The sequence below is a fragment of the Pseudonocardia spirodelae genome (assembly GCF_037727765.1).
In the GTDB taxonomy this organism is placed as follows: Bacteria; Actinomycetota; Actinomycetes; order Mycobacteriales; family Pseudonocardiaceae; genus Pseudonocardia; species Pseudonocardia spirodelae.
In genome coordinates this window covers 65,938-86,667 of record NZ_JBBJUP010000011.1, presented here as the reverse complement: position 1 = coordinate 86,667, position 20,730 = coordinate 65,938, and the positions used below count along the sequence as shown (strand labels likewise).

At 77.5% G+C, this 20,730-nt stretch carries 19 protein-coding genes and 1 pseudogene; 9 read left to right on the top strand and 11 right to left on the bottom strand.

What is annotated here, in order from left to right:
* Positions 1 to 41 precede the first annotated feature (41 nt).
* On the bottom strand, positions 42 to 1,172 hold the full coding sequence (locus WJX68_RS15030; RefSeq protein WP_340291201.1) for a type VII secretion-associated protein: 1,131 nt from the start codon (positions 1,170 to 1,172) through the stop codon (positions 42 to 44).
* On the bottom strand, positions 1,169 to 5,038 hold the full coding sequence (gene eccCa / locus WJX68_RS15025) for a type VII secretion protein EccCa (RefSeq protein WP_340291200.1): 3,870 nt from the start codon (positions 5,036 to 5,038) through the stop codon (positions 1,169 to 1,171). The genes WJX68_RS15030 and eccCa overlap by 4 nt, the downstream gene beginning before the upstream one ends.
* A gap of 115 nt (positions 5,039 to 5,153) precedes the next feature.
* Here eccCa and eccD point away from each other — a divergent pair, with 115 nt between their 5' ends.
* A complete protein-coding gene (gene eccD / locus WJX68_RS15020; RefSeq protein WP_340291198.1) occupies positions 5,154 to 6,542 on the top strand; it encodes a type VII secretion integral membrane protein EccD in 1,389 nt (462 codons plus the stop codon).
* Positions 6,536 to 7,441: pseudogene (locus tag WJX68_RS25235) on the top strand (S8 family serine peptidase); the annotation flags it as partial. The gene eccD and the pseudogene WJX68_RS25235, both read left to right, overlap by 7 nt.
* On the opposite strand, the gene eccB reads toward WJX68_RS25235, so the two are convergent.
* The gene (eccB, locus tag WJX68_RS15010; RefSeq protein WP_422785711.1) at positions 7,360 to 8,583 is read right to left on the bottom strand and encodes a type VII secretion protein EccB; all 1,224 of its coding nucleotides are present in this window, start codon (positions 8,581 to 8,583) and stop codon (positions 7,360 to 7,362) included. The pseudogene WJX68_RS25235 and the gene eccB overlap by 82 nt on opposite strands.
* 155 nt (positions 8,584 to 8,738) lie before the next feature.
* Between eccB and WJX68_RS15005 the strand changes: the two genes are divergently transcribed.
* The 5 genes from WJX68_RS15005 to WJX68_RS14985 are packed head-to-tail and all read left to right on the top strand — an operon-like array spanning position 8,739 to position 13,851.
* The gene (locus WJX68_RS15005; RefSeq protein WP_340291192.1) at positions 8,739 to 10,325 is read left to right on the top strand and encodes an ABC transporter substrate-binding protein; all 1,587 of its coding nucleotides are present in this window, start codon (positions 8,739 to 8,741) and stop codon (positions 10,323 to 10,325) included.
* Positions 10,322 to 11,341 carry an ABC transporter permease gene (locus tag WJX68_RS15000; RefSeq protein WP_340291190.1) on the top strand — a complete coding sequence of 340 codons (1,020 nt, stop codon included), beginning with the start codon at positions 10,322 to 10,324 and terminating at the stop codon, positions 11,339 to 11,341. The genes WJX68_RS15005 and WJX68_RS15000 overlap by 4 nt, the downstream gene beginning before the upstream one ends.
* Positions 11,334 to 12,254, top strand: a complete 921-nt coding sequence (locus WJX68_RS14995) for an ABC transporter permease (RefSeq protein WP_340291188.1) — start codon at positions 11,334 to 11,336, stop codon at positions 12,252 to 12,254. Before WJX68_RS15000 ends, WJX68_RS14995 begins: the two co-directional genes overlap by 8 nt.
* Complete coding sequence (locus tag WJX68_RS14990; protein WP_340291186.1) at positions 12,251 to 13,207, top strand: oligopeptide/dipeptide ABC transporter ATP-binding protein; 957 nt, start codon at positions 12,251 to 12,253, stop codon at positions 13,205 to 13,207. The genes WJX68_RS14995 and WJX68_RS14990 overlap by 4 nt, the downstream gene beginning before the upstream one ends.
* Positions 13,204 to 13,851, top strand: a complete 648-nt coding sequence (locus tag WJX68_RS14985) for an ABC transporter ATP-binding protein (protein ID WP_340291184.1) — start codon at positions 13,204 to 13,206, stop codon at positions 13,849 to 13,851. Before WJX68_RS14990 ends, WJX68_RS14985 begins: the two co-directional genes overlap by 4 nt.
* Here WJX68_RS14985 and WJX68_RS14980 read toward each other — a convergent pair.
* Positions 13,811 to 14,758 carry a metal-dependent hydrolase gene (locus WJX68_RS14980; protein WP_340291182.1) on the bottom strand — a complete coding sequence of 316 codons (948 nt, stop codon included), beginning with the start codon at positions 14,756 to 14,758 and terminating at the stop codon, positions 13,811 to 13,813. The two genes, WJX68_RS14985 and WJX68_RS14980, sit on opposite strands and share 41 nt — an antisense overlap.
* A 127-nt stretch (positions 14,759 to 14,885) precedes the next feature.
* Between WJX68_RS14980 and WJX68_RS14975 the strand changes: the two genes are divergently transcribed.
* Complete coding sequence (locus tag WJX68_RS14975; RefSeq protein ID WP_340291180.1) at positions 14,886 to 15,545, top strand: TetR/AcrR family transcriptional regulator; 660 nt, start codon at positions 14,886 to 14,888, stop codon at positions 15,543 to 15,545.
* Between the two features lie 3 nt (positions 15,546 to 15,548).
* On the opposite strand, the gene WJX68_RS14970 is transcribed toward WJX68_RS14975, so the two are convergent.
* Positions 15,549 to 15,992: a nucleoside deaminase gene (locus tag WJX68_RS14970; RefSeq protein WP_340291178.1), complete on the bottom strand. Its 444-nt coding sequence runs from the start codon at positions 15,990 to 15,992 to the stop codon at positions 15,549 to 15,551.
* A gap of 70 nt (positions 15,993 to 16,062) precedes the next feature.
* Between WJX68_RS14970 and WJX68_RS14965 the strand changes: the two genes are divergently transcribed.
* Positions 16,063 to 16,524 carry a hypothetical protein gene (locus tag WJX68_RS14965; protein ID WP_340291177.1) on the top strand — a complete coding sequence of 154 codons (462 nt, stop codon included), beginning with the start codon at positions 16,063 to 16,065 and terminating at the stop codon, positions 16,522 to 16,524.
* A 1-nt stretch (position 16,525) separates the two neighbouring features.
* Here WJX68_RS14965 and truA read toward each other — a convergent pair whose 3' ends face one another.
* The 6 genes from truA to rpsM form a co-directional block, all read right to left on the bottom strand.
* The gene (gene truA / locus WJX68_RS14960; protein ID WP_340291365.1) at positions 16,526 to 17,338 is read right to left on the bottom strand and encodes a tRNA pseudouridine(38-40) synthase TruA; all 813 of its coding nucleotides are present in this window, start codon (positions 17,336 to 17,338) and stop codon (positions 16,526 to 16,528) included.
* Positions 17,339 to 17,412: 74 nt separating this feature from the next.
* Positions 17,413 to 18,093 carry a 50S ribosomal protein L17 gene (gene rplQ / locus WJX68_RS14955; protein WP_340291175.1) on the bottom strand — a complete coding sequence of 227 codons (681 nt, stop codon included), beginning with the start codon at positions 18,091 to 18,093 and terminating at the stop codon, positions 17,413 to 17,415.
* 2 nt (positions 18,094 to 18,095) lie between these two features.
* Positions 18,096 to 19,148 carry a DNA-directed RNA polymerase subunit alpha gene (locus WJX68_RS14950; RefSeq protein WP_340291173.1) on the bottom strand — a complete coding sequence of 351 codons (1,053 nt, stop codon included), beginning with the start codon at positions 19,146 to 19,148 and terminating at the stop codon, positions 18,096 to 18,098.
* 89 nt (positions 19,149 to 19,237) lie between these two features.
* Positions 19,238 to 19,843 (bottom strand): 30S ribosomal protein S4, encoded by a 606-nt coding sequence (gene rpsD, locus WJX68_RS14945; RefSeq protein WP_340291171.1) that lies wholly within the window; start codon positions 19,841 to 19,843, stop codon positions 19,238 to 19,240.
* Between the two features lie 19 nt (positions 19,844 to 19,862).
* The gene (rpsK, locus tag WJX68_RS14940; protein WP_340291169.1) at positions 19,863 to 20,270 is read right to left on the bottom strand and encodes a 30S ribosomal protein S11; all 408 of its coding nucleotides are present in this window, start codon (positions 20,268 to 20,270) and stop codon (positions 19,863 to 19,865) included.
* A complete protein-coding gene (rpsM, locus tag WJX68_RS14935) occupies positions 20,270 to 20,650 on the bottom strand; it encodes a 30S ribosomal protein S13 (RefSeq protein ID WP_340291167.1) in 381 nt (126 codons plus the stop codon). The genes rpsK and rpsM overlap by 1 nt, the downstream gene beginning before the upstream one ends.
* Positions 20,651 to 20,730: the final 80 nt, after the last annotated feature.

Below are 20,730 nucleotides of genomic sequence, written 5' to 3'. Positions count from 1 at the left end.
CGTTCCGGGCGGATCGTTCGCGACCGGGAACGATCCGGGCCTCACCGCACCCGGTGCAGCGACGCGACGACCTCCGCGCACCCCGGCGGGACCGGCTCGCCCGCGGGCCTGCGGCAGCCCGCGACGAGCTCGTCGCCGCCCTCGAACACGACGTGCCAGTCCACGGCGGTGCCGTCGCCGGGGTCCTGGGTCCACCGCAGGACGGGGCGGCCGCCGAAGGTCACCGGCTCCGGCACGGCCCCGCCGAGCTCGGCGGCGAGCTCGCGGCGGGCGCGGGCGGGCTCGCGGGACGCGTCGTAGTCCAGCGGGCTGCGCTCCAGGACGAGCAGGTCGGCCCCGCCGGGGCGGCCGGCCGGGGTGAGCAGCACCCGGCGCCGCCGCGGGTCGCCTCCGGTGTGCTCCCAGCCGGCCGGCAGGGCGGCGGCGTAGCCGTACTGCACGACGACGCCCGCGCCCGGCCCCTGCGGTGCCGCGCCGCCGGGGAGGAGCAGCCCGGCCGCGACGAGGACCAGGCCGAGGACCGCGGCCGCGACGACGAGCGCCGGCCCCCGGTCGCCGCGTTCCGGCTCCGGCGCCTCCCCGCCCGGGACCGCGCCGGACCCCACCGGGCCGGACCCCACCGGGCCGGCCCCCACCGCACCGGACCCCACCGGGCCGGACCCCTGGGCGCCGGCGAGCACCCCCAGCAGCGCGGCCCCGGCCACCGCGGCGGTCCCCGGCCCCCAGGCCCCGTCGGCCGCCCGGACCGGGCACCCCGCGTCCGGCGGGACGCCCGGGCCCGCGGTCACGACCTGCACGACCGCGTGCCGGCGCACCAGCGCCGCCACCTCCCCCGGCCCCGGCCGGACCGGCGCACCGGGCACGCCGTCGCGGACGAGGGTGGCGCCGTCGTCGTCGAGGACGAGGACCGGCCCGCCCGGGAGCCCGGGGCCCAGCACCGCGACCGCCGCGGGGACCACCAGCACCCGGGGCGCGCCGGGGAACGGGCCGCCGGGCGTCGTGCCGACCCGGACCACGACGGCGGGCGGCACGTCCCCGAAGAACGCGGCCACCGCCGCCGCGGGCGGGGTCCCGGCCGGGGCCGCCGCGACCAGGCGCACCCCCTGCGCGTCGGCCGCGGCCAGCAGCACCCGGTCCGGCCGGTCGTGGACGGCGACGGCGTACCCGCTCACCCCGGCTCGGTCCAGGCCAGCTGCATCCGCCGCGCGCCGGCCCGCCGGTCGACCAGCACGCAGCGGCCCGGCGGCAGCGGCGCCGGGCGCACCTTCTCCAGCAGGGCGCCCTCGTCGGGGCTGCCGGACCCGACGAGGCCGGGCGCGCCGAGCTCGCGCAGCCGCCCGAGGACCGGGTCGAACAGGGCCCGCCCGGCGCCACCGGTGCGCCGCGCGAGGACGACGTGCAGGCCCACGTCGCGCGCCTGCGGCAGGTACTCGGCCAGCGCGAGCAGCGGGTGCGCGCCGGACGATCCGGCGGCGGGGACGACGAGGTCGTAGTCGTCGACGAGCAGCCACACGTCCGGGCCGCTCCACCAGGACCGCTCGCGCAGCTGGGCGGGCGTGACGTCCGGGCCGGGCAGCCGCCGTCCCAGCGAGCCCGCGATCTCGGCGCAGGCGTCGGTGGTGGCCTGCGCGGTCGAGGTGTGCGCGAGGACGTGCCCGGCGGGGACCTCGCCGAGCAGGGTCCGGCGGTGGTCGACGACGACGATCCGGGCCTGCTCCGGCGTCCACCGCGCCGCGATCTGGTGCGCGAGCAGCCGCAGCAGCGCGGTCTTTCCGCCGCCGGAGTCGGCGAAGCAGAGCAGGTGCGGCTCGTCCGGATCGAGCTCGACGGTCGCGAGCCGGTCCTCGTCGATGCCGAGCGCGGGGCCGCGGCCGGGGCCGGGCGGCAGCTCGTCGACGGTCACCCGGGCGGGCAGCAGCCGCACCGGCCCGACCACCGGCCCGTCCCAGGCCGACGACAGCGCCGCCGCCGGGTCGGCGCCCGGCACCAGCCACGGCGCGGCCAGCACGGTGGCCTCGCCGTCGGCGGACAGGCCGTGCCCCGGGCGCGGCGGCACCGTCGCGGCGCGGCGGCGGTCGACCTCGGAGTCCGACGGGTCGCCCAGGCGCAGCTCGACGCGGCTGCCCAGCTGGTCCTTCAGCGCCGGGCGGATCTCGGCCCAGCGGGCCGCGGACAGCGCCAGGTGCACGCCGTAGGCCAGCCCGCGGGCGGCGATCGCGGTGATCCTCTCCTCGAGGTCCTCGAACCCGGCGCGCAGCGCCGCCCAGCCGTCGACGACGAGCAGCAGGTCCGTCGCGCCCGCCCCGGCGAACTCGCCGGCGGCGCGACGGGTGCGGAACTCCTCGATCCCGGCGACGCCGTGCGCGGCGAACAGCCGCTCCCGCTCGTCGACCGCGGCGAGCGTCTCGGCCACCACCCGGCGCACCAGGTCGGTGCCGCGCCGGTCGGCGACGGTCCCGACGTGCGGGAGCCCGGCCAGCGGGGCGAGCGTCCCGCCGCCCAGGTCGAGCACGTGCACGCCCAGCTCGGCCGGGGTGTGGGTCAGCGCCAGCGCGGTGACGACCGTGCGCAGCCCCGTCGACTTGCCCGACCGCGGCCCCCCGACGACGGCGAGGTGCCCGGCCGCCCCGGACAGGTCCAGCACCAGCGGGTCGCGCCGCTGCGCGTAGGGCCGGTCGATCAGGCCGACCGGCGCGGCGAGCCGCCCGGCGGGCCCGGGGGCGCAGAGCCCGCGGCCCGCGCGGACGGTGGGCTCCCCCAGCACCACCGGCAGCGGCGGCGGTTCCTCCAGGGGGTCCAGCCACACCCGGTGCGCCCGCGGGCCGGGCCCGCGGACGGCGTCGGCGATCCGGTCCAGCACCGTCCCGGCCGGTGCCTGTTCCGGTTCCGGCGGGGCCGCCGACGCCGTCGCGGGGAGGGCGACCGGGCCCGCCCGGAACGCCACCGCGACCCGCGGTGCGCCGGGCGCGCGACGCCGGGCCGGGCGCGGGCGCTCCGGGCCGGAGACGTAGGCGGCGCGGAAACGGACGAGCTCGTCGGTGCCCGCGGACAGGTAGGCGGCGCCGGGCGTGGGCGGGAGCAGGTGCGCGTCGGGCACGCCGAGCACGGCGCGGGACTCGGCGGCGGAGAACGTGCGCAGCGCGATCCGGTAGGACAGGTGCGACTCCAGGCCGCGCAGCCGTCCCTCCTCCAGCCGCTGCGACGCGAGCAGCAGGTGGATGCCCAGCGACCGGCCGAGCCGGCCGATCGTCACCATCAGGTCGATCATCTCCGGGCGCTGGGCGAGCAGCTCGGAGAACTCGTCGACGACGACCAGCAGCGACGGCAGCGGGGCCAGCGGCGCGCCGCCGCGGCGCAGCGCGTCGTGCTCGGCCAGCGACGAGAGGTTGCCCGCGGCGCGCAGCACCTCCTGGCGGCGGGTGATCTCACCGGCGAGCGCGTCGGCCATCCGGTCGACCAGGGTCAGCTCCTCGGCCAGGTTGGTGATCACCGCGGAGGTGTGCGGAAGCCCGGCGAGACCGAGGAAGGTCGCACCGCCCTTGAAGTCGACGAGCACGAGGTTGAGCTCGTCGGCGGTGTGCGCCGCGACCAGCCCGAGCACCAGGGTGCGCAGCAGCTCGGACTTGCCCGAGCCGGTCGCGCCGATGCACAGCCCGTGCGGCCCGGCCCCGCCCTGCGCGGACTCCTTGAGGTCCAGCAGCACCGGGGCACCGGCCGCGTCGGTGCCCAGCGGGACCCGCAGCCGCGCCCCGGGGGCGCGGCGCGCGCGCAGCGCGGCGATCCCCGCGGCGTCCGTCGTGGACAGTCCGAGCAGTGCGGGCAGGCCGTCACCGCGGGCGTCCACACCGGACTCCACGACGTCGGCCGTGCCGTCCGGGCGGTAGCGCGCGAGGCGCCGGGCCAGTGCGCGGGCCTCGGCGACGGCGAGCCCGTCCGGGGTGCCGACGAGCGTTCCGCCGGGTCCGCCCCGGCGCAGCGTCCGCACGCCGTCCGGGCCGGTGCCCGCGGCCAGGCGCAGTACCGAGGCGGCGGGACGGCGCCCGCCCGCGGGGCCCAGGCGGAGCACGGTCACACCGGGCAGCCCGGCCCACGCGCCGGGGGTGTCGGCCGCCCCGTCCAGCACGACGAGCAGGTGCTGCTGGGCCGCCGACGGTTCGTCGACCCACCACCGCCGGACCCGGTCCGGGTCGTCGGTGATCATCCGGACCGGCCCGGCGGCGTCGTGCCGGCGCGGGTGCGCGACGTGCGGCAGCCACTTCGCCCACTCCCAGCGCTGCGCCGCACCCCCCGGCGCGACGACGGCCAGGCGCGCGTCGTCGGGGCCGTGCCAGGTGACGTACTGCGCGACGAGCGCGCGGGCGAGGTCGAGCACCGGCGCGGCGTCCGGGTCGGGCTCGAGCCACACCGTCGCCGACGCGCGGGTGTCCACCGCCACCGGCAGGTCGTCCACGGTGGACCAGCGGCGCAGGAAGCGGCGCAGCGCCAGCGCGGACACCGGTTCGAGCGTCTCCATCGGACCGGTGTGCGGGGCGGTGAGCCGGGTGGCGAGGCGCTGGGTGCCGCACCCGGCGCGCAGCCGGCCGAAGTCGTCGTCGCCGGGGCGGCGCTCCCAGAGCCGGCCCGCGGCGAGCACGTCGGGCCAGGCGGCCGGGTCGGGGTGCACGGTCCCCAGCGCGTGGCGCTGCTCGTCGGCGATCGCGCGCGCCCGCCCGGCCAGGACGTCGAGGTAGCGCAGGTAGTCGCGGCGGTCCTCGTCCATCGTCGCGGTGCGGGCGCCGGCGCCGCGCCCGCCGCCGGAGACGAGCATCCCCAGCGCCGACAGCGCGAACATGCCGCCGAACAGCCAGGTGCTCGCGTCGCCGCGGCCGAGCACGACGAACAGCAGCGAGCCGCCGACCATCGCCAGCGGGAGCAGCCGCTGCGCGAGACCACCCGGCAGCGGCCGCTCCGGCTCGGGCGGGGGCTCGAGCACGAGCTCGCCGCCGGGCGCCTCCGGCACCGTCCGCCGTGGCCGCCGCACACCGACCGTCCCGGCCATCGCCGCCCCCGTCCCCGATCTCCCCGAACGCCCGCGGCGGCGCCGCGACCGGCGAATACTCGCAGCCGCTCCGGGTCCACCGGGGCCGTTCGCGACGATCCGCCGGGAGCCGCCCGTGACCTCCGTGATGCCCGCACCGGCCACCGCCGGCGACGACGGCGCACCGTCCGGGTCCCCCGCGGGCCCGGTGCCGGGCCGCTGGACGCGCGTCGCCGTGCACACCCCGCGCGGACGGCTGGACGTCGCGCTGCCGGCCGACGTCGCCGTCGCCGAGCTGGTCCCGATGGTCCGTGAGCTGCTGGGACGCGGCACCCCCGGTCTCCCGCAGGCCTGGCGGTTCACCGGCCCGGCCGGGGGCGCGCTGCCACCGGACGCGACGCTCGACGAGCTCGGCGTCCGCGAGGGCGAGCTGCTGCACCTCGGGCCGCCGCGCCCCGCCCCGGCACCCCCCGTCCTCGACGACGCCGCCGAGGCCGTCGCCGGGGTCGTGCGCGAGGCCGGGACGGGTGCCACCGCCCGGGCCGGGAGCGCCGGCGCGGTGCTCACGACGGCGGCGGCCGCGGCCGTGCTGTCCACGGTGGACGGGCCGGGGCGGCCGTGGGCGTGCGCGCTCGCCGCCGTCGCGGCGGGGGTGGCGCTGCTCGTCGCGTACCGCACCGCGCACGACCCGCGCGTCGCGGGCGCGGCGGCCCTCTGCGCGGTGCCGGTCGCGGCGGCCGCCGGGCTCACCGCCCTGCCGGCACCGCCGGGTGCGGGGGCGCTGCTGCTGGCCGCCGCCGGGGCGGGGCTGGCCGCGGCCGCGGGCCAGGCACTGGTCCGGACGGTCTCGCCGGTGCTGCTCGCGGTGGCGCTGACCGCCGGGGCGACGGCGGCCGCGGCCCTGGCCCGCCTGCTGCTCGACGCACCGGTGACCGCCGTCGCCGCCGGGCTCGCCGCTCCCGCGCTGGCCGCGGGCCCGCTGCTGCCCCGGCTCGCGCTGCGGCTGGCGGGGGTGCCCGCCCCGGCCGTCCCGACCGGCGCCGACGGGCTGGCCGACGCCGAGCGCGTCCTGCCCGGCGACGAGCTGCTCGCCCGCGCCGGGCTGGCCCGCGGGCTGTACCTGGGCACCCTCGCCGGGACGGCCGACCCGGCCGCGGGGGCGGCGGCCGTCGCGGCGGCCGGCGGCCCGCCCGGCGGCCTGCTGCTCCTCGAGACGGCGGCGGTGCTGCTGCTGCGGGCCCGCTCCTGCGCCGAACCGGCCGCGGCCCGGGTGCAGGCGGCGGCCGCCGTCGTCGCGGTGGCGGCGGCCGCGGTGCCGGCGGCCCTGACGCTGTCCGCGGCGCTGCGTCCGGCGGTGGCGGCCGGGCTGCTGCTCGCGGTGGCCGGGGGCGCCGCCGCGGTGCGGGCGGCGCCGTCGCCGCCGGCCCGCCGGGCGCTCGACGTCGGCGAGCTGGTGCTGACCGCCGCCGCGATCCCGGCCGCGCTGGCGGCGATGGGACTGTTCGCCCTGGTGCGCGGGTGGTGACCGGACGCGCGACGCTGCGCGGGGCCCTCCGGGGCGGGCTCGCGGGCGTGGTCGTCGCCGGGGTCGCCGCGGGGGTGCCCGCCGCGGCCCCGCCCCCCTCCGTCCCGCTCTCGTCCGCCCCGCTCACCACCGCCGTGTCCGCGGGGCCGGTGCAGGCGGGCGCGAGCGTGTCGGGCGCGGACCCCGGGCCGCCCGGCCCCGCCGACGGCCTGCGCCGGACCCGCGACTGCAGCCCGCCCGGCGACGCCGGACCCGGCGCGGCCCGGGGTGCGGTCGACCCCCCGCCGCCGGACCTCGCGACCGGCGCGGGCCAGGTCGTCGCGGTGATCGACACCGGCGTCGCGCCGCTGCCGCGGCTGGCCGGACGGCTGCGCGGCGGCGGCGACTACCTCACCGGAGGCGACGGCCTCACCGACTGCGACGGCCACGGCAGCGACGTCGCGCTGCTGCTCGCCGGCGCCCCGGACCCGGTCACCGGCGAGGGCGCCGGGCTGGCCCCCGGCGCGACGGTCGTGTCGCTGCGCCAGTCCTCGGGCCGCTACGTCGTGCGCGGCGCGGACGGTGCCGAACGACCGGCCGGGGAGATCCGCACGCTGGCCGCGGCGATCGACCGCGCCGTCGCGCTCGGGGCCGGCGTGATCAACGTGTCGGAGGTCGTGTGCGTGCCGTCGGCCGAGGTCGACGGCGTCGGCGCCCCGCTGCGCGACGCCGTCGCGGCGGCCGGGGCGGCGGGGGTGCTCGTCGTCGCGGCCGCCGGGAACCGCGACGAGAACGGCAGCTGCACCGGCGACCCGGACCTGCGGCCGCTGCCCGCGTCCTACGACGGGGTCCTCGCCGTCGGCGCGGTCGACGGCGACGACCGGCCCGGGGCCTTCTCCGTCCCCGGGCCCTGGGTGGACCTCGCGGCGCCCGGCACGGACCTGCCCGCCCCGTCCGCCCCCGCCAGCCGCACGGCGACGGCACCGGCCGCGAGCGGCAGCGCGTCCGAGGCGACGAGCCCGGTCCGGCCGTCGCGCCAGGTCGCGCACAGCACCGGCTCCCGCCCGCCCGGGCGCACCCGCTCGGCGGGCCAGGCGTCGGCCCCGGGCACCACGGCGACCGCGGCCGCGGCGACCCGGCCCTGCGGCAGCACGGTCGGCGCGTCCTGCCCGGTCGCGGACCGGACCGCGTCGGCCAGGGTCACCGGCACCGGGGCGAGACCGCCCCCGGCCACCAGGTAGTACGACGGCGGCCCGCCGAGCGGCTCGTTCACCACCACGTCGCCGGGGTCGCCGAGGTCCGGCACCGGCGCGCCCGCGGGCGCCGGCAGCCGCAGCGGCGGCCCCTCCGGGACGGCGGAGAGCAGGCCGTCGCCGACCCGCCGGACCGGCGCCCCGAGCAGCCCCAGCCCGGCCAGTGCGTCGCGGTCGGCCGGGTCGAACCGGTGCCGGCGGCCGTCGTGGACCAGGTAGGTCGCGCCGCCGTCCGCGGTCAGCAGCAGCGACGGCGACGGCGCGTCCCCGGCCGCCAGCGCCCCGGCGAGCACCGTGCTCTCGCCGGGCCCGGTCCCCGCGGTCCGGGTGTCGCACACCGCCCAGCCGGACGGCACGGGCGTCCCGTCCAGCGGCACCCCGACGGTGCCCGGCACGTCCGCCGGCGGCAGCCGCGGCGCGGCCGCGAGCTGCGCGTCCGGCACCGCGACCGGGTGCGCGCCCGCCCCGTCGCCGCGGCCCAGCGCGGCCAGCACCAGGCGTCCGGCGACGGCGTCGGGCACCGGGACGAGCCGCGCGGGGTCGCGGCCGACGGAGTAGAGGACCCCGCTGCGCTCCCCGCGCACGAGCGCCTGCGTGCGCCAGTCGGTGGCCGGGTCGACCCGGGCCAGCAGGGCCGTCACCCCGAGCGCGAGCAGCCCGAGCAGCACGCCCGCGAACACCGCACGGCGCTGCGCGCGGATCTGCTCGTGCAGCGGCACCGGGTCGGCACGCACCAGCGCGGCCTCCAGCCGGCGCACGCCGAAGCGGTGGGCGTCGACCTGGTCGCGGGTCGCGGGGGCGCGCTGCACGCGCGCGGGGGCGGGGTCGGTGCGCACCCGCCGGACGGTAGGACGGCGCCACCCCGGCCGGACGCGATCGGCGTTCGCTGAGTGGAACTACCCCACCTGCCCGGACGGTCCGGTCCGTTGCCATCGCTGCGCTAATGCCCATAATGTGCCGTTGCGTGACCGCCCTCCGGAACATCGTCGTCCCGTTGCTGGCCGCCGCCGTCGTCGTCACCGGGTGCTCGGCACCGACCCCCGCCGGGGGCGGCTCCCCGGGCACGACGATGACGCTCGCCGACGGCTACGAGCCCGACGACCTCAACCCGCTGCTCGGCTACGGCACGGAGGGCGCGAGCAAGTTCTACGACGGCCTCTACGCCCGCGACGCCGCGCGCGCCCTGCAGCCCGCGCTCGCGTCCGGCCCGGCGACGGCGTCGCCGGACCGTCTGTCGTGGACGGTCCCGCTGCGCCCGGGCGTCACCTTCCACGACGGCAGCACGTTCGGCCCCGAGGACGTCGTCGCCACCTACGCCGCGGTCCTCGACCCGGACCGGGCGGCCACGATCCGCTCCGGCGTGCCGATGCTGACCGCGGTCGAGCCCGCGGGCGCCGACGCCGTCCGGTTCCGGCTCTCCTATCCCTACGGCGCGTTCCCCGAGCGCCTGACCTCGGGGATCCTGCCGTCGGAGGTGCTGGCGGGCGACGGGCCGGTGTCGGACCTGCCGGTGAACACCGCCGCCGTCGGGACCGGGCCGTACCGGCTCGCCGAGTGGCGTCGCGGGGACACGATGGTGATGGAGGCCAACCCGTCGTACTGGGGCGGGGCGCCCGCCGTGTCCCGGGTGACGGTCGTGTTCGCCACCGACGACAACACCCGCGCCCAGCGCACCGCCGCCGGCGAGTTCGACGGCACCGTCCTGCCCCCGGCGCTGGCCCGCGCCGTCGCGCAGCAGAGCGGGATGACCCTGCGCGAGCACGCCAGCGCCGACTACCGCACCGTCGCGCTGCCGTTCGCGAACCCGGTGACCGCCGACCCGGCGATCCGCGCCGCGCTCAACCGCTCGGTGAACCGCCAGGGCATGATCGACGCCCTGCTCGCCGGGCAGGGCGAGCCCGCGCACCACCCGATCCCCGGCGTGCTGCCCGAGCAGGTCGAACCGTCCGCGGTGTTCCCCCACGACCCGGCGGAGGCCGGCCGGATCCTGGAGCGGGCGGGCTGGATCCCCGGACCGGACGGCGTCCGCGTCCGCGACGGGCGGCCCGCCCGGTTCACGCTCATGTACCCGGCCACCGACACCGTGCGCCGCGACCTCGCGCAGGCCTTCGCCTCCGACGTGCGCGCCGCCGGTGTCGACGTGCGGCTGGAGGGCCTGGGCTGGGAGGCCATCGAGCCGCGGATGGGCAGCGACGCGCTCGTGCTCGGCGGGGGCGACCCGTTCGACCCCGGCTTCAAGGCGTGGCAGCTGCTGCACTCGTCGAACGCCGCGGACGGCTTCAACAACCCGGGCTCCTACCGCGACGCCGCCGTCGACGCGGCGCTCGACGGCGCCCTGCGCGCCCCGGACGAGGCCACCCGCACGGCGCAGCTGCGTGCGTTCCAGCGGGCCTACGTCGCCGACCCCGGCATGGTGTTCCTGGCGTTCCTCGGCCACAGCTACGTCACCCGCGACGCCTGGGACGGCTACACCCCGGTCGTCGAGCCGCACACCCACGGCACCACCTGGGGTCCGTGGTGGAACCTCGAGGACTGGACGCCGCGCTCGTGACCGCGACGGGACCCGCGGCGGCACCGGCGGCACCGCGGCGGCGCGGCCGTGCCGTCGCCCGGCTCGTCGGGTGGCGGGTCGCACTGGGCGTCCCGACGGTGTTCCTGGTCGCCGTCGGGGTGTTCGCGCTGGCCGCGGCGTCGCCGTTCCGGCCGGTGTACCAGTACTTCGGGGTCGGCATCTTCTCCGCGAGCGACGCCGACGTCGCCGCCGCCGAGCGCGCGCTCGGCCTCGACGGCGGGGTGTGGACGCAGCTGGGCCGCTGGCTGGGCGGCCTGCTGACCGGCGATCTCGGGCAGAGCCTGTCGATGCGCCAGCCGGTCGCCCAGGTGGTCGCGGAGCGCCTGCCGTGGACGCTGCTGCTGGTCACCGTGGCCCTGCTCGTGTCGCTGGTGACGGCCCTGGCCGCCGGGACCCTCGCCGCGTGGCGGCAGGGCGGCTGGTTCGACCGCGCGGTCACCGCCGTGGGGCACACACTGGAGGGGCTGCCGCCGTTCGTGCTGGCGCTGGGCGCGATCGCGGTGTTCGCCGTCGCCTGGCCGGTGCTACCCGTCGCCGGGCTCACCGACGCCGGTGCCGCCCCGACCGCGGGCCAGGTGGGCCGCCACCTCGTGCTGCCCGCGCTCGTGCTGGGGATCTCCCAGACGCCGTGGCTGGTGCTGCACGTGCGGGCGTCGCTGCTGTCCGCGCTCGACGACGACCACGTCGCCGGGGCCCGGGCCCGCGGGCTGCCGGAGAGCGTGGTCGTCCTGCGCCACGCCCTGCCCACGGCGCTGCTGCCGTTCGTCACGGTGCTCGGGAACCGGCTGCCCGAGCTGGTCACCGGGGCGGTGCTGGTGGAGACGGTGTTCTCCTGGCCGGGGATCGCCGCCGCGGTGGTGACCGCGGCGCTCGCCGTCGACTTCCCGCTGCTCGCCGCGCTCACCCTGCTGTCGGCCGTCGCGGTGCTGGCGGGCTCCCTGGTCGCCGACCTGACCGTGCTGCTGCTCGACCCGAGGGTGGACGCCGATGTCTGAGCTCGCCGTCACACCCCGCACCGCGGCCGGCCCCGGGCCGTGGCGCCCGGCCGGGCGTCCGCGCCCCGGCTCGCCCCGCGGCCGCCGCCGGTCGGGGCGGTCCCGGCTGGTCGCCGGGGCCGCCGGTCTGGCCGTGCTCGTCGCCGCCGCGGTGCTGGTGCCGTGGCTCGGCGGCCTCGACGAGGGCGCCGTCGACTACACCGCGATCCGGCTGCCCCCCTCGGCCGGGCACCCGTTCGGCACCGACTCGGTCGGCCGCGACGTGCTGCTGCGCTCGTTCGCCGGGCTGGCCGTGTCGCTGCAGGTCGCCGCGGCCTGCGCGGTGCTCTCGACGGTCGTCGGGACCCTGTTCGGGGCGCTCTCGGGGCTGCTCGGCGGCTGGTACGACCGCGTCCTGATGCGGCTCGTCGACGCCGTCAACGCCGTCCCGCACCTGCTGCTCGGCATCGTGATCGTCGCGCTGTACCGCGGCAGCGTGCTCGCGGTGATCGCCTCGATCGGCCTCACCCACTGGACGACGGTGGCCCGCGTCGTGCGGGCGGAGGTCCTCTCGCTGCGGGAGCGCCCGTTCGTCGACGCCGCGGTGTCCGGCGGCGCGTCGCGGCTGCGGGTGCTGCGCCGGCACCTGCTGCCCGCGGTCGCGCCGCAGGCCGTGCTGTCCGCGGTGCTGATCCTGCCGCACGCGGTGTGGCACGAGACCGCGCTGAGCTTCCTCGGCCTGGGCCTGCCGCCGCACCTGGCGAGCCTGGGCACGATCCTCGGCGAGGGCCGCCAGGCCGTGCTGCTGGGCTCCTGGTGGATCGTGGTGTTCCCGAGCGTGCTGCTGGCCGCGACGACGCTGTGCGTGGCCGGGATCGCCGCCTGGTGGCGCGACCGCAGCCTGCCGCGGCGCCGGTCGGAGCAGGCGCTGTGAGCGGCGCCGGGACCGTCCTGTCCGTGCGCGGGCTCGACGTCGCGTTCCGGGTCGGCCGCGGCCCGCGCGCCCGGACCGTCCGCGCGGTCACCGCCGCCGACCTCGACCTGCGCCCCGGACGGCTGACCGCGCTGGTCGGCGAGTCCGGCTGCGGGAAGTCGGTGTTGACCGAGGCCCTGACCGGGCTGCTGCCGGGCACCGCGTCGGTCCGCGGCACCGCCGTGCTGGACACCCCGGACGGCCCGCTGGAGCTGCTCGGCGCGCCGGAGCGCGACCTGCGCGAGCGGGTCCGCGGACGGCTGCTCGGGCTGGTCCCCCAGTCCGCGGCCACCCACCTCACGCCGACCCGCACCCTGGGCGCGCAGCTGCGCGAGACCGTCGCCCGGCTCGGGACGGCCCGCACCGTGGCCGAGCTGCTGGACCGCGCGGCGCTGCCCGCGCACCTCGCGGGGGCCTACCCGCACGAGCTGTCCGGTGGGCAGGCGCAGCGGGCGGGGCTGGCCGCGGCGCTCGCCGGGGACCCGCCGGTGCTGCTGGCCGACGAGCCGACCGCGGGCCTGGACCGGCCGCTGGTCGAGCACGTCACCACGCTGCTCGCCGGTCTCGCGGCGGAGGGCCACGCCGTCCTGCTCATCACGCACGACCTGCGCGCCGCCCGCGACGCCGCCGACGACCTCGCCGTCATGTACGCCTCGCGGCTGGTCGAGACCGGCCCGGCGGACGCCGTGTTCGCCACGCCGTGGCACCCCTACACCGCCGGGCTGCTCGGCGCGCTGCCCGACGCCGGGTTCACCCCGGTCCCGGGGCACCCGCCGGAGCTGTCGGCGCTGCCCGGCGGCTGCGCGTTCGCCCCGCGCTGCCCGGTCGCCGCGGAGTGCTCCGGCGACCCCGCCCCCGTCCGGTACGGCGACCGTGCGGTCTCCTGCCACGTCCCCGAGGAGGTCCGGGCGTGACCCTGCGCGCGGAGGGGGTGACGGCCGGCTGGCGGGCCGGGCACCCCGTCGTCGACGGCGTGGACCTGGCCGTGGAGCCGGGCGCGGTGCTCGGTCTCGCCGGCCCGTCCGGCTGCGGGAAGTCGACCCTGACCCGGGTGCTGGCGCTGCTGCACACGCCCTGGTCGGGCCGGGTCAGCGTCGACGGCGAGCAGGTGCGCCGCTTCCGGTTCGGCGCGCCCGCCCCGCTGCGCCGCCGGATCGGGGTGGTGTTCCAGTCGCCGCGCGCCTCGGCCGACCCCCGCCTGACCTGCGAGCAGATCGTCGCCGAGCCGCTGCGGGCGGCCCGGGCGGCCGGGGTCGCCGCGCGGGTCGACGAGGTCTGCGCGCAGGTCGGGCTGGCCGCCGAGCTGCGCGGGCGCCGCCCGCACGAGGTGTCCGACGGCCAGCTGCAGCGCGCCTGCCTCGCCCGCGCGCTCGCGGGCCGCCCGGACTACCTGCTGTGCGACGAGATGACCGCGATGCTCGACGCGTCCACCACCGCGGCCCTGGTGTCGGTCGTGGCCGCCGAGGTCGACGGCCGCGGGCTCGGGGTGCTCGCCGTCAGCCACGACGAGCCGCTGCTCACGGCGTGGGCCGGGCGGGTCCTGCGTCCCTGGGGCTGAGGTCCTGCGTCTCGCGCAGCGGGCGGCGCAGCTGCCCGGCCAGCGCGCCGTCGTCGCCGAAGAGGGTCTCGCGCCAGCGCGCCTCCAGCTCCCGGGTGTCGTGCCGGTCGGGGTGGAAGCGCGGGTGCCCGAACACCGGCATCCGGCGCAGCACCCGGCGGACGAACTGCCCGGGACCGAACAGCAGCCGGTAGCCCTCGCGCAGGTCCGCGGGGCGCCGCCAGACGCCCTGCTGCACCAGCAGGTAGGCCCAGCCGAACAGGACGGCGGGCAGCACGGTGGCGACCACCAGCGGGGCGGCGCGGCGGCGCTCGGGGCCGTCGGTGCCGATGAGCTCGTAGACGTCCCAGGTCACCGACTTGTGCTCGAGCTCCTCCAGCGCGTGCCAGTGCCACAGCTCGCGGATGTCGGTGTGCACCCGCCGCGCGAACTCGTCGCTGCCCAGGATGTCCTCGGCCATGACGGCGGTGAAGTGCTCCATCAGCGCGGTGCAGGCCAGCTGCTGGCGCGGCGAGGTGCGGTCGAGCACCGTCAGCGCGAGCGCGACGGCGCGCTCCGGCACGTGCACGGGGAAGCCGCGGGCGGTGAACGCCTCGTTCAGACGGTCGTGCTCCCGGCTGTGGATGACCTCCTGTGCGGTGAACCCGGCGACGCGGGCGCGCAGCTCCTCCTCGCGCACCCGGTCCCGGAAGTGGACCACCGAGCGGACGAAGAAGTCCTCGCCCGGCGGGAAGATCGCCGAGAGCATCGCGAGGAACAGGGTGGCGGTGGCGTTGTCGGCGTAGGCCCACCGGACCATCTCGGTGGGGAGCCGGAAGTCGAGGTGGCGCGGCGGGATGCCGACGTCGCCGCCGGTCAGCCTGCGCGGGCGCGGCCCGGTCGGATTGCTGGTCGCCGTCTCGGTCACGGTCGGGTCCCCTCGGTCGTCGTCGACTCCTGGCGAACACGATGTATCCCGTACAGCGTGTATCACCTAGTTCCGGATCATGGGTGCTGCCCGGCGCCGTGTCAATGCCGCGCGGGATGATGGGCCGATGAGCGGACCCGCGACCCCCGGCGACGGCCGCGCCCGCCGCTGGGCCGGGCAGCGGGCCGCCCGCCGCGCCGAGGTCGTCGACGCCGCGATGGCCGCCATCGCCGAGCACGGCCCGGAGGCGACGACCGAGCAGATCGCCGCCCGCGCCGGCGTGCCGCGTCCCGCGCTCTACCGGCACTTCGACGGCCTGGACGACCTGCAGGGCGCCATCGCCGAGGCCGCCCTGCTGCGCTACGCCGCGGCGCTCGCCCCCGTGTGGAGCCCGCGCGGCACGCCGCGGGAGATGCTCGTCGCTGCCGTCGAGGCGCACGTGCGCTGGCTCGCCGGGCACACCGACCTCTACCGCTACGTGCTGCGCGCGGCCCGGGTGACGACGGCCGTCACCGACATCCGGCACCGGATCGCCGACCGGGTGGTCGCACTGCTGGGCGCGGAGTTCCCCGGGACCGGGCTGCCGGTGCCCGTCGCCGGCCCGCTCGCCGCCGGCGCGGTCGGCCTGGTCGACGCGGCCACCGAGCGCTGGCTCGAGTCCGCCGACCCGCTGCCGGTCCCCGAGCTGGCCGAGCACCTCGCACGCTGGGTGTGGTCGGTCCTCGACGCGGCCCTGCGCGGCGCCTCGATCGTCATCGACCCGGACGTCCCGCTCACCGCGCGGTGAGCACTACTCGGCGACGCCGATGTCCTCGTTCCACAGCGCCGGGTGCTCCGCGACGAACGCGGTCATCAGCTGCACGCAGCGCTCGTCGTCGAGCACTCGCACCCGCACCCCGTGCTCGGCGAGCCAGTCGTGCCCGCCGTGGAACGTGCGGGCCTCCCCCACCAGCACGGACCCGATGCCGAACTGGCGGATCAGGCCGGAGCAGTACCAGCACGGCGAGAGCGTGGTGACCATCGTCGTGGCCCGGTAGTCGCGCAGCCGCCCGGCCCGGCGGAAGGCGTCGGTCTCGCCGTGCACGGTCGGGTCGTCGTCCTGCACCCGCCGGTTGTGGCCGCGGCCCAACACCTCGCCGTCCGGCCCGAGCAGGGCCGCGCCGATCGGGATGCCGCCCTCGGCGAGGCCGGCCCGCGCCTCGGCCACCGCCACGTCCAGCCAGCCGGGATCCATGCGTCGCACAGTAGCGGCGGCCGTAGTCGTACGGATCCGGTGCGACCGCCCGGGCCGCAGACTCGCAGCCATGCGGACGAGCGTGAACGTGGCCGTGCAGGCCGGGGCCCTGACCGCCTTCGTGGTGCTGCGGTTCACCGCGCCGGGCTGGCTGCTGATCATCCTGATCCTGACCGTCGCCGGGCCGGTGGTGCTCGCGGTGCCGACCGTGCTGTCGCTGGCGACGCTGCGCCGCCGCGAGCTGTCCGGCCTCGTGACCGCGCCGTTCCTCGCCTGCGCCGGCTTCCTGCTGCTGGGCGGGGCGACGATGCCCGACTTCGGCGACACCGAGGACTCCGTGCGCGCACCGGTGCAGGTGCTGCTGGAGGGCGCGGGCCTCGGCGCCGGTCCGGTGGAGCCGCTGTACGTGCTCGGCTCGCTCGCCGTGGCCGGCTGGGCGGCCTCGCTGGTGTGGCTGGTCGTCGCGCTGGTCGTCGACACCCGGCGTGCGCACCGCGTCGCGGGTCCGCCGCACCCGGCGTGGGCGGTCTGACTCAGACCTCGCCGGGGACCCGGATCCGCCGGGTCCGCTCGGCGCGGGCGGCCAGCTCGTCGTCGCCGGGGTAGTCGACGCCCACCAGCGACAGCCCGTGCGGCGGTGCGACGGTCACCTCCGACGCCCGGAGCCCGCGGGTCAGCAGCCCGGCCGGCCAGTCCACCGGACGGCGGCCGCGGCCGACCTCGAACACCGCCCCGACCAGGCTGCGGACCATCGAGTGGCAGAACGCGTCGGCGGAGACCGCGGCGACCAGCACACCGGGCTCGCCCGGGGCGGGCGCCCAGTCGAAGCGCTGCAGGGCCCGGACGGTGGTGGCGCCCTCGCGGCGCTTGCAGAAGGCGGCGAAGTCGTGCTCGCCGAGCAGCAGCGCGGACGCGGTGTTCATCGGCGCCGGGTCCAGCGGGTACGGCCACGCCACGGTCTCGCGGGCCCGCAGCGGCTCCGCCCCGAACGGCGCGGTCGTGACCCGGTAGCGGTAGTGCCGGCGCAGCGCGGAGAAGCGCGCGTCGAAGTCCGCGGGCACCTCGGCCGCGGCACGGACGCGGACGTCGGGCGGCAGGAACCGGTTGAGCCGCCGCACCAGCGACCCGGTCTGCTCGCGCAGCGTCTCCGGGAGGTCGACGTGGCACACCTGTCCCGACGCGTGCACCCCGGCGTCGGTCCGGCCCGCCACGGTCAGCTGCACCGGGAGGCGCAGTACGGTCGACAGCGCCTCGGTGAGCACGCCCTGCACGGTGCGCCGGGTGGGCTGGCGGGCCCACCCGGAGAAGTCGGTGCCGTCGTAGGCGACGTCCAGGCGCAGCCGCAGCGCCGCGGGGCCCCCGGAAACGCCGACGAGCCCGCCGTCGGGGACGGCGGGCTCGTCGGTGTGGTGCGGACGGCTCAGGAGCCGGACTCCTTGGTCGAGTCCTTCTCGCCGGCGGCCTCGGCCGCCTCGTCGGCGGCCTCCTCCGCGGCGGCCGCGGCGTCGAGCGCCTTGTCGGCGGCCTCGGAACCCGGGGCGGCCTCCTCGGCCTCGACGGCGGCGTCGACCGCCTTCTCGGCGGCCTCCTGCGCCTCGTCGGCCGCGGAGACCTCGGCCTCGGTGGCCTCGGTCGACTCGGCCGTGGTGTCCTCGTCCGCGGCGGCCGGAGCGGCGGCAGCGGCCGGGGCGGCGGCCTGCGAGGCGGCCGCGCGGCGGGCGCGGTTGGCCTCGTCGGTCACCGTCTTCTGCTGGACCAGCTCGATGACCGCCATCGGGGCGTTGTCGCCCTTGCGCGGCATCGTCTTGGTGATCCGGGTGTAACCACCGTTACGGTCCGCGAAGAACGGGCCGATCTCGGTGATCAGGCGGTGCACGACCGACTTGTCGCGGATCACCTTCATGATCTCGCGACGGTTGTGCAGGTCACCGGCCTTGGCCTTGGTGATCAGCCGCTCCGCGTAGGGACGGAGCCGCCGGGCCTTGGCCTCGGTGGTGGTGATCCGGCCGTGCTCGAACAGCGAGGTCGCCAGGTTGGCCAGGATCAGCCGCTGGTGCGCGGGAGACCCGCCGAGGCGGGCACCCTTGGTGGGCTGGGGCATGGCTACAACTGCTCCGTTTCTGCGTAGTCCTGACCGTCGTCACCGAAGGTGTCCGGGTCGAACCCGCTGCCACCGTCGACGCCGTAGTCGCTCGCGGCCGCCGACGGGTCGAACCCGGGCGGGCTGTCCTTGAGGGCCAGGCCGAGACCGACGAGCTTCATCTTGACCTCGTCGATCGACTTGGCGCCGAAGTTGCGGATGTCGAGCAGGTCCGCCTCGCTGCGGCCGACGAGCTCGCCGACCGTGTGGATGCCCTCACGCTTGAGGCAGTTGTAGGACCGGACGGTGAGGTCCAGCTCCTCGATCGGCATCGCGAACGCCGCGATGGTGTCCGCCTCCTGCGGGGAGGGGCCGATCTCGATGCCCTCGGCGTCCACGTTCAGCTCGCGGGCCAGGCCGAACAGCTCGACCAGGGTCTTGCCGGCCGAGGCCAGCGCGTCCCGCGGGGTGATGGACGGCTTCGACTCGACGTCGAGGATGAGCTTGTCGAAGTCGGTGCGCTGCTCGACTCGCGTGGCCTCGACCTTGTAGGTCACCTTCAGCACCGGCGAGTAGATCGAGTCGACCGGGATGCGGCCGATCTCGGCACCGGTGGCCTTGTTCTGCATGGCCGGGACGTACCCGCGGCCGCGCTCGACGACGAGCTCGACCTCGAGCCGGCCCTTGTCGTTGAGCGAGGCGATGTGCAGGTCCGGGTTGTGCACGGTGACACCGGCCGGCGGGACGATGTCCCCCGCGGTGACCGCGCCCGGGCCCTGCTTGCGCAGGTACATCGTCACCGGCTCGTCCTCCTCGGAGCTCACGACGAGCTCCTTGAGGTTGAGGATGATGTCGGTGACGTCCTCCTTGACCCCCGGTACGGTGGTGAACTCGTGCAGGACGCCGTCGATCCGGATGGACGTGACGGCGGCACCGGGGATCGACGACAGCAGCGTCCGGCGCAGGGAGTTCCCGAGGGTGTAGCCGAAGCCCGGCTCCAGCGGCTCGATGACGAACCGGGAGCGGGTCTCGGTGACGACGTCCTCGGAGAGAGTGGGTCGCTGAGAGATCAGCATGGGTGTGTGCCTCCTTCGCACCCGCGACAACCGCTATTTGATGCCGCGGTGACCCGCCGCCCCTCCCTGCGGGGCGGCGGGGTGTCGAGCTACTTCGAGTAGAACTCGACGATGAGCTGCTCGGTGACCTGCGTGTCGATCTGAGCGCGCTCGGGCAGCTGGTGGACCAGGATGCGCAGGGTCGACGGGACGACCTGCAGCCACGCCGGGACCGGGCGGTCGCCCTGGGTCTCCTTGGCGATGACGAACGGGTCCATGTTCCGCGACTTGTCCCGCACGTCGATGATGTCGTAGCGCGACACCCGGAAGCTGGGGATGTCGACCTTCTTCCCGTTGACCAGGAAGTGGCCGTGGTTCACCAGCTGACGCGCCATGCGCCGGGTGCGGGCCAGGCCCGCGCGGTACACGACGTTGTCCAGGCGCGACTCGAGGATCTGCAGCAGCTCGTCGCCGGTCTTGCCCTCGCGACGGTGCGCCTCCTCGTAGTAGGCGCGGAGCTGCTTCTCCTGCAGGCCGTAGCCGAAGCGGGCCTTCTGCTTCTCCTGCAGCTGCAGGAGGTACTCGGTCTCCTTGATCCGGATCCGGCCGTGCTGGCCGGGCGGGTAGGGACGACGCTCGAACGCCTGGTCGCCGCCGACGAGGTCGGTCTTCAGTCGGCGGGACTTGCGGGTCATGGGGCCGGTGTAGCGAGCCATGAGTGGTTCTCCCTTCCCCTTAGACCCGGCGCCGCTTGGGCGGACGGCAGCCGTTGTGCGGCTGCGGGGTGACGTCGGAAATGGTGCCGACCTCGAGGCCGGCTGCCTGCAGCGAGCGGATCGCCGTCTCGCGGCCCGAGCCCGGGCCCTTGACGAAGACGTCGCACTTCTTCATGCCGTGGTCCATCGCCTTGCGGGCGGCGTTCTCGGCGGCGAGCTGCGCGGCGAACGGCGTCGACTTCCGGGAGCCCTTCAGGCCGACGTGCCCGGAGCTGGCCCAGGCGATGACGGCACCGGTCGGGTCGGTGATCGACACGATCGTGTTGTTGAACGTGGACTTGATGTGGGCGTGACCGTGCGCGACGTTCTTCTTCTCGCGACGGCGGACCTTCTTGGGTCCGGAGCCCTGACGTGCGCGGGGCGGCATTACTTCTTACCTGCCTTCTTCTTACCGGCGACGGTCTTCTTCGGGCCCTTGCGGCCGCGCGCGTTGGTCTTCGTGCGCTGGCCGCGGACCGGAAGGCCGCGACGGTGACGGATGCCCTGGTACGAGCCGATCTCGATCTTGCGGCGGATGTCCGCCTGGATCTCACGGCGGAGGTCACCCTCGACCTGGAGGTGCTCCTCGATGTAGTCGCGGAGCTTGGTGACGTCCTCGTCGGTCAGGTCCTTCGACCGGAGGTCCGGGCTGATCGCCGTCGCCTCGAGGATCTCCTTCGACCGGGTCCGTCCGACCCCGAAGATGTAGGTGAGCGCGATCTCCATCCGCTTCTCGCGGGGGAGGTCGACGCCGGCAACACGTGCCATGCGGCGTGTTCTCCTTGTTGTCGTTCCCAGGTCTGCCCGACGTCCGTCCCGTTCCGCCGCGAAGCGAACGGGCCCCGGCC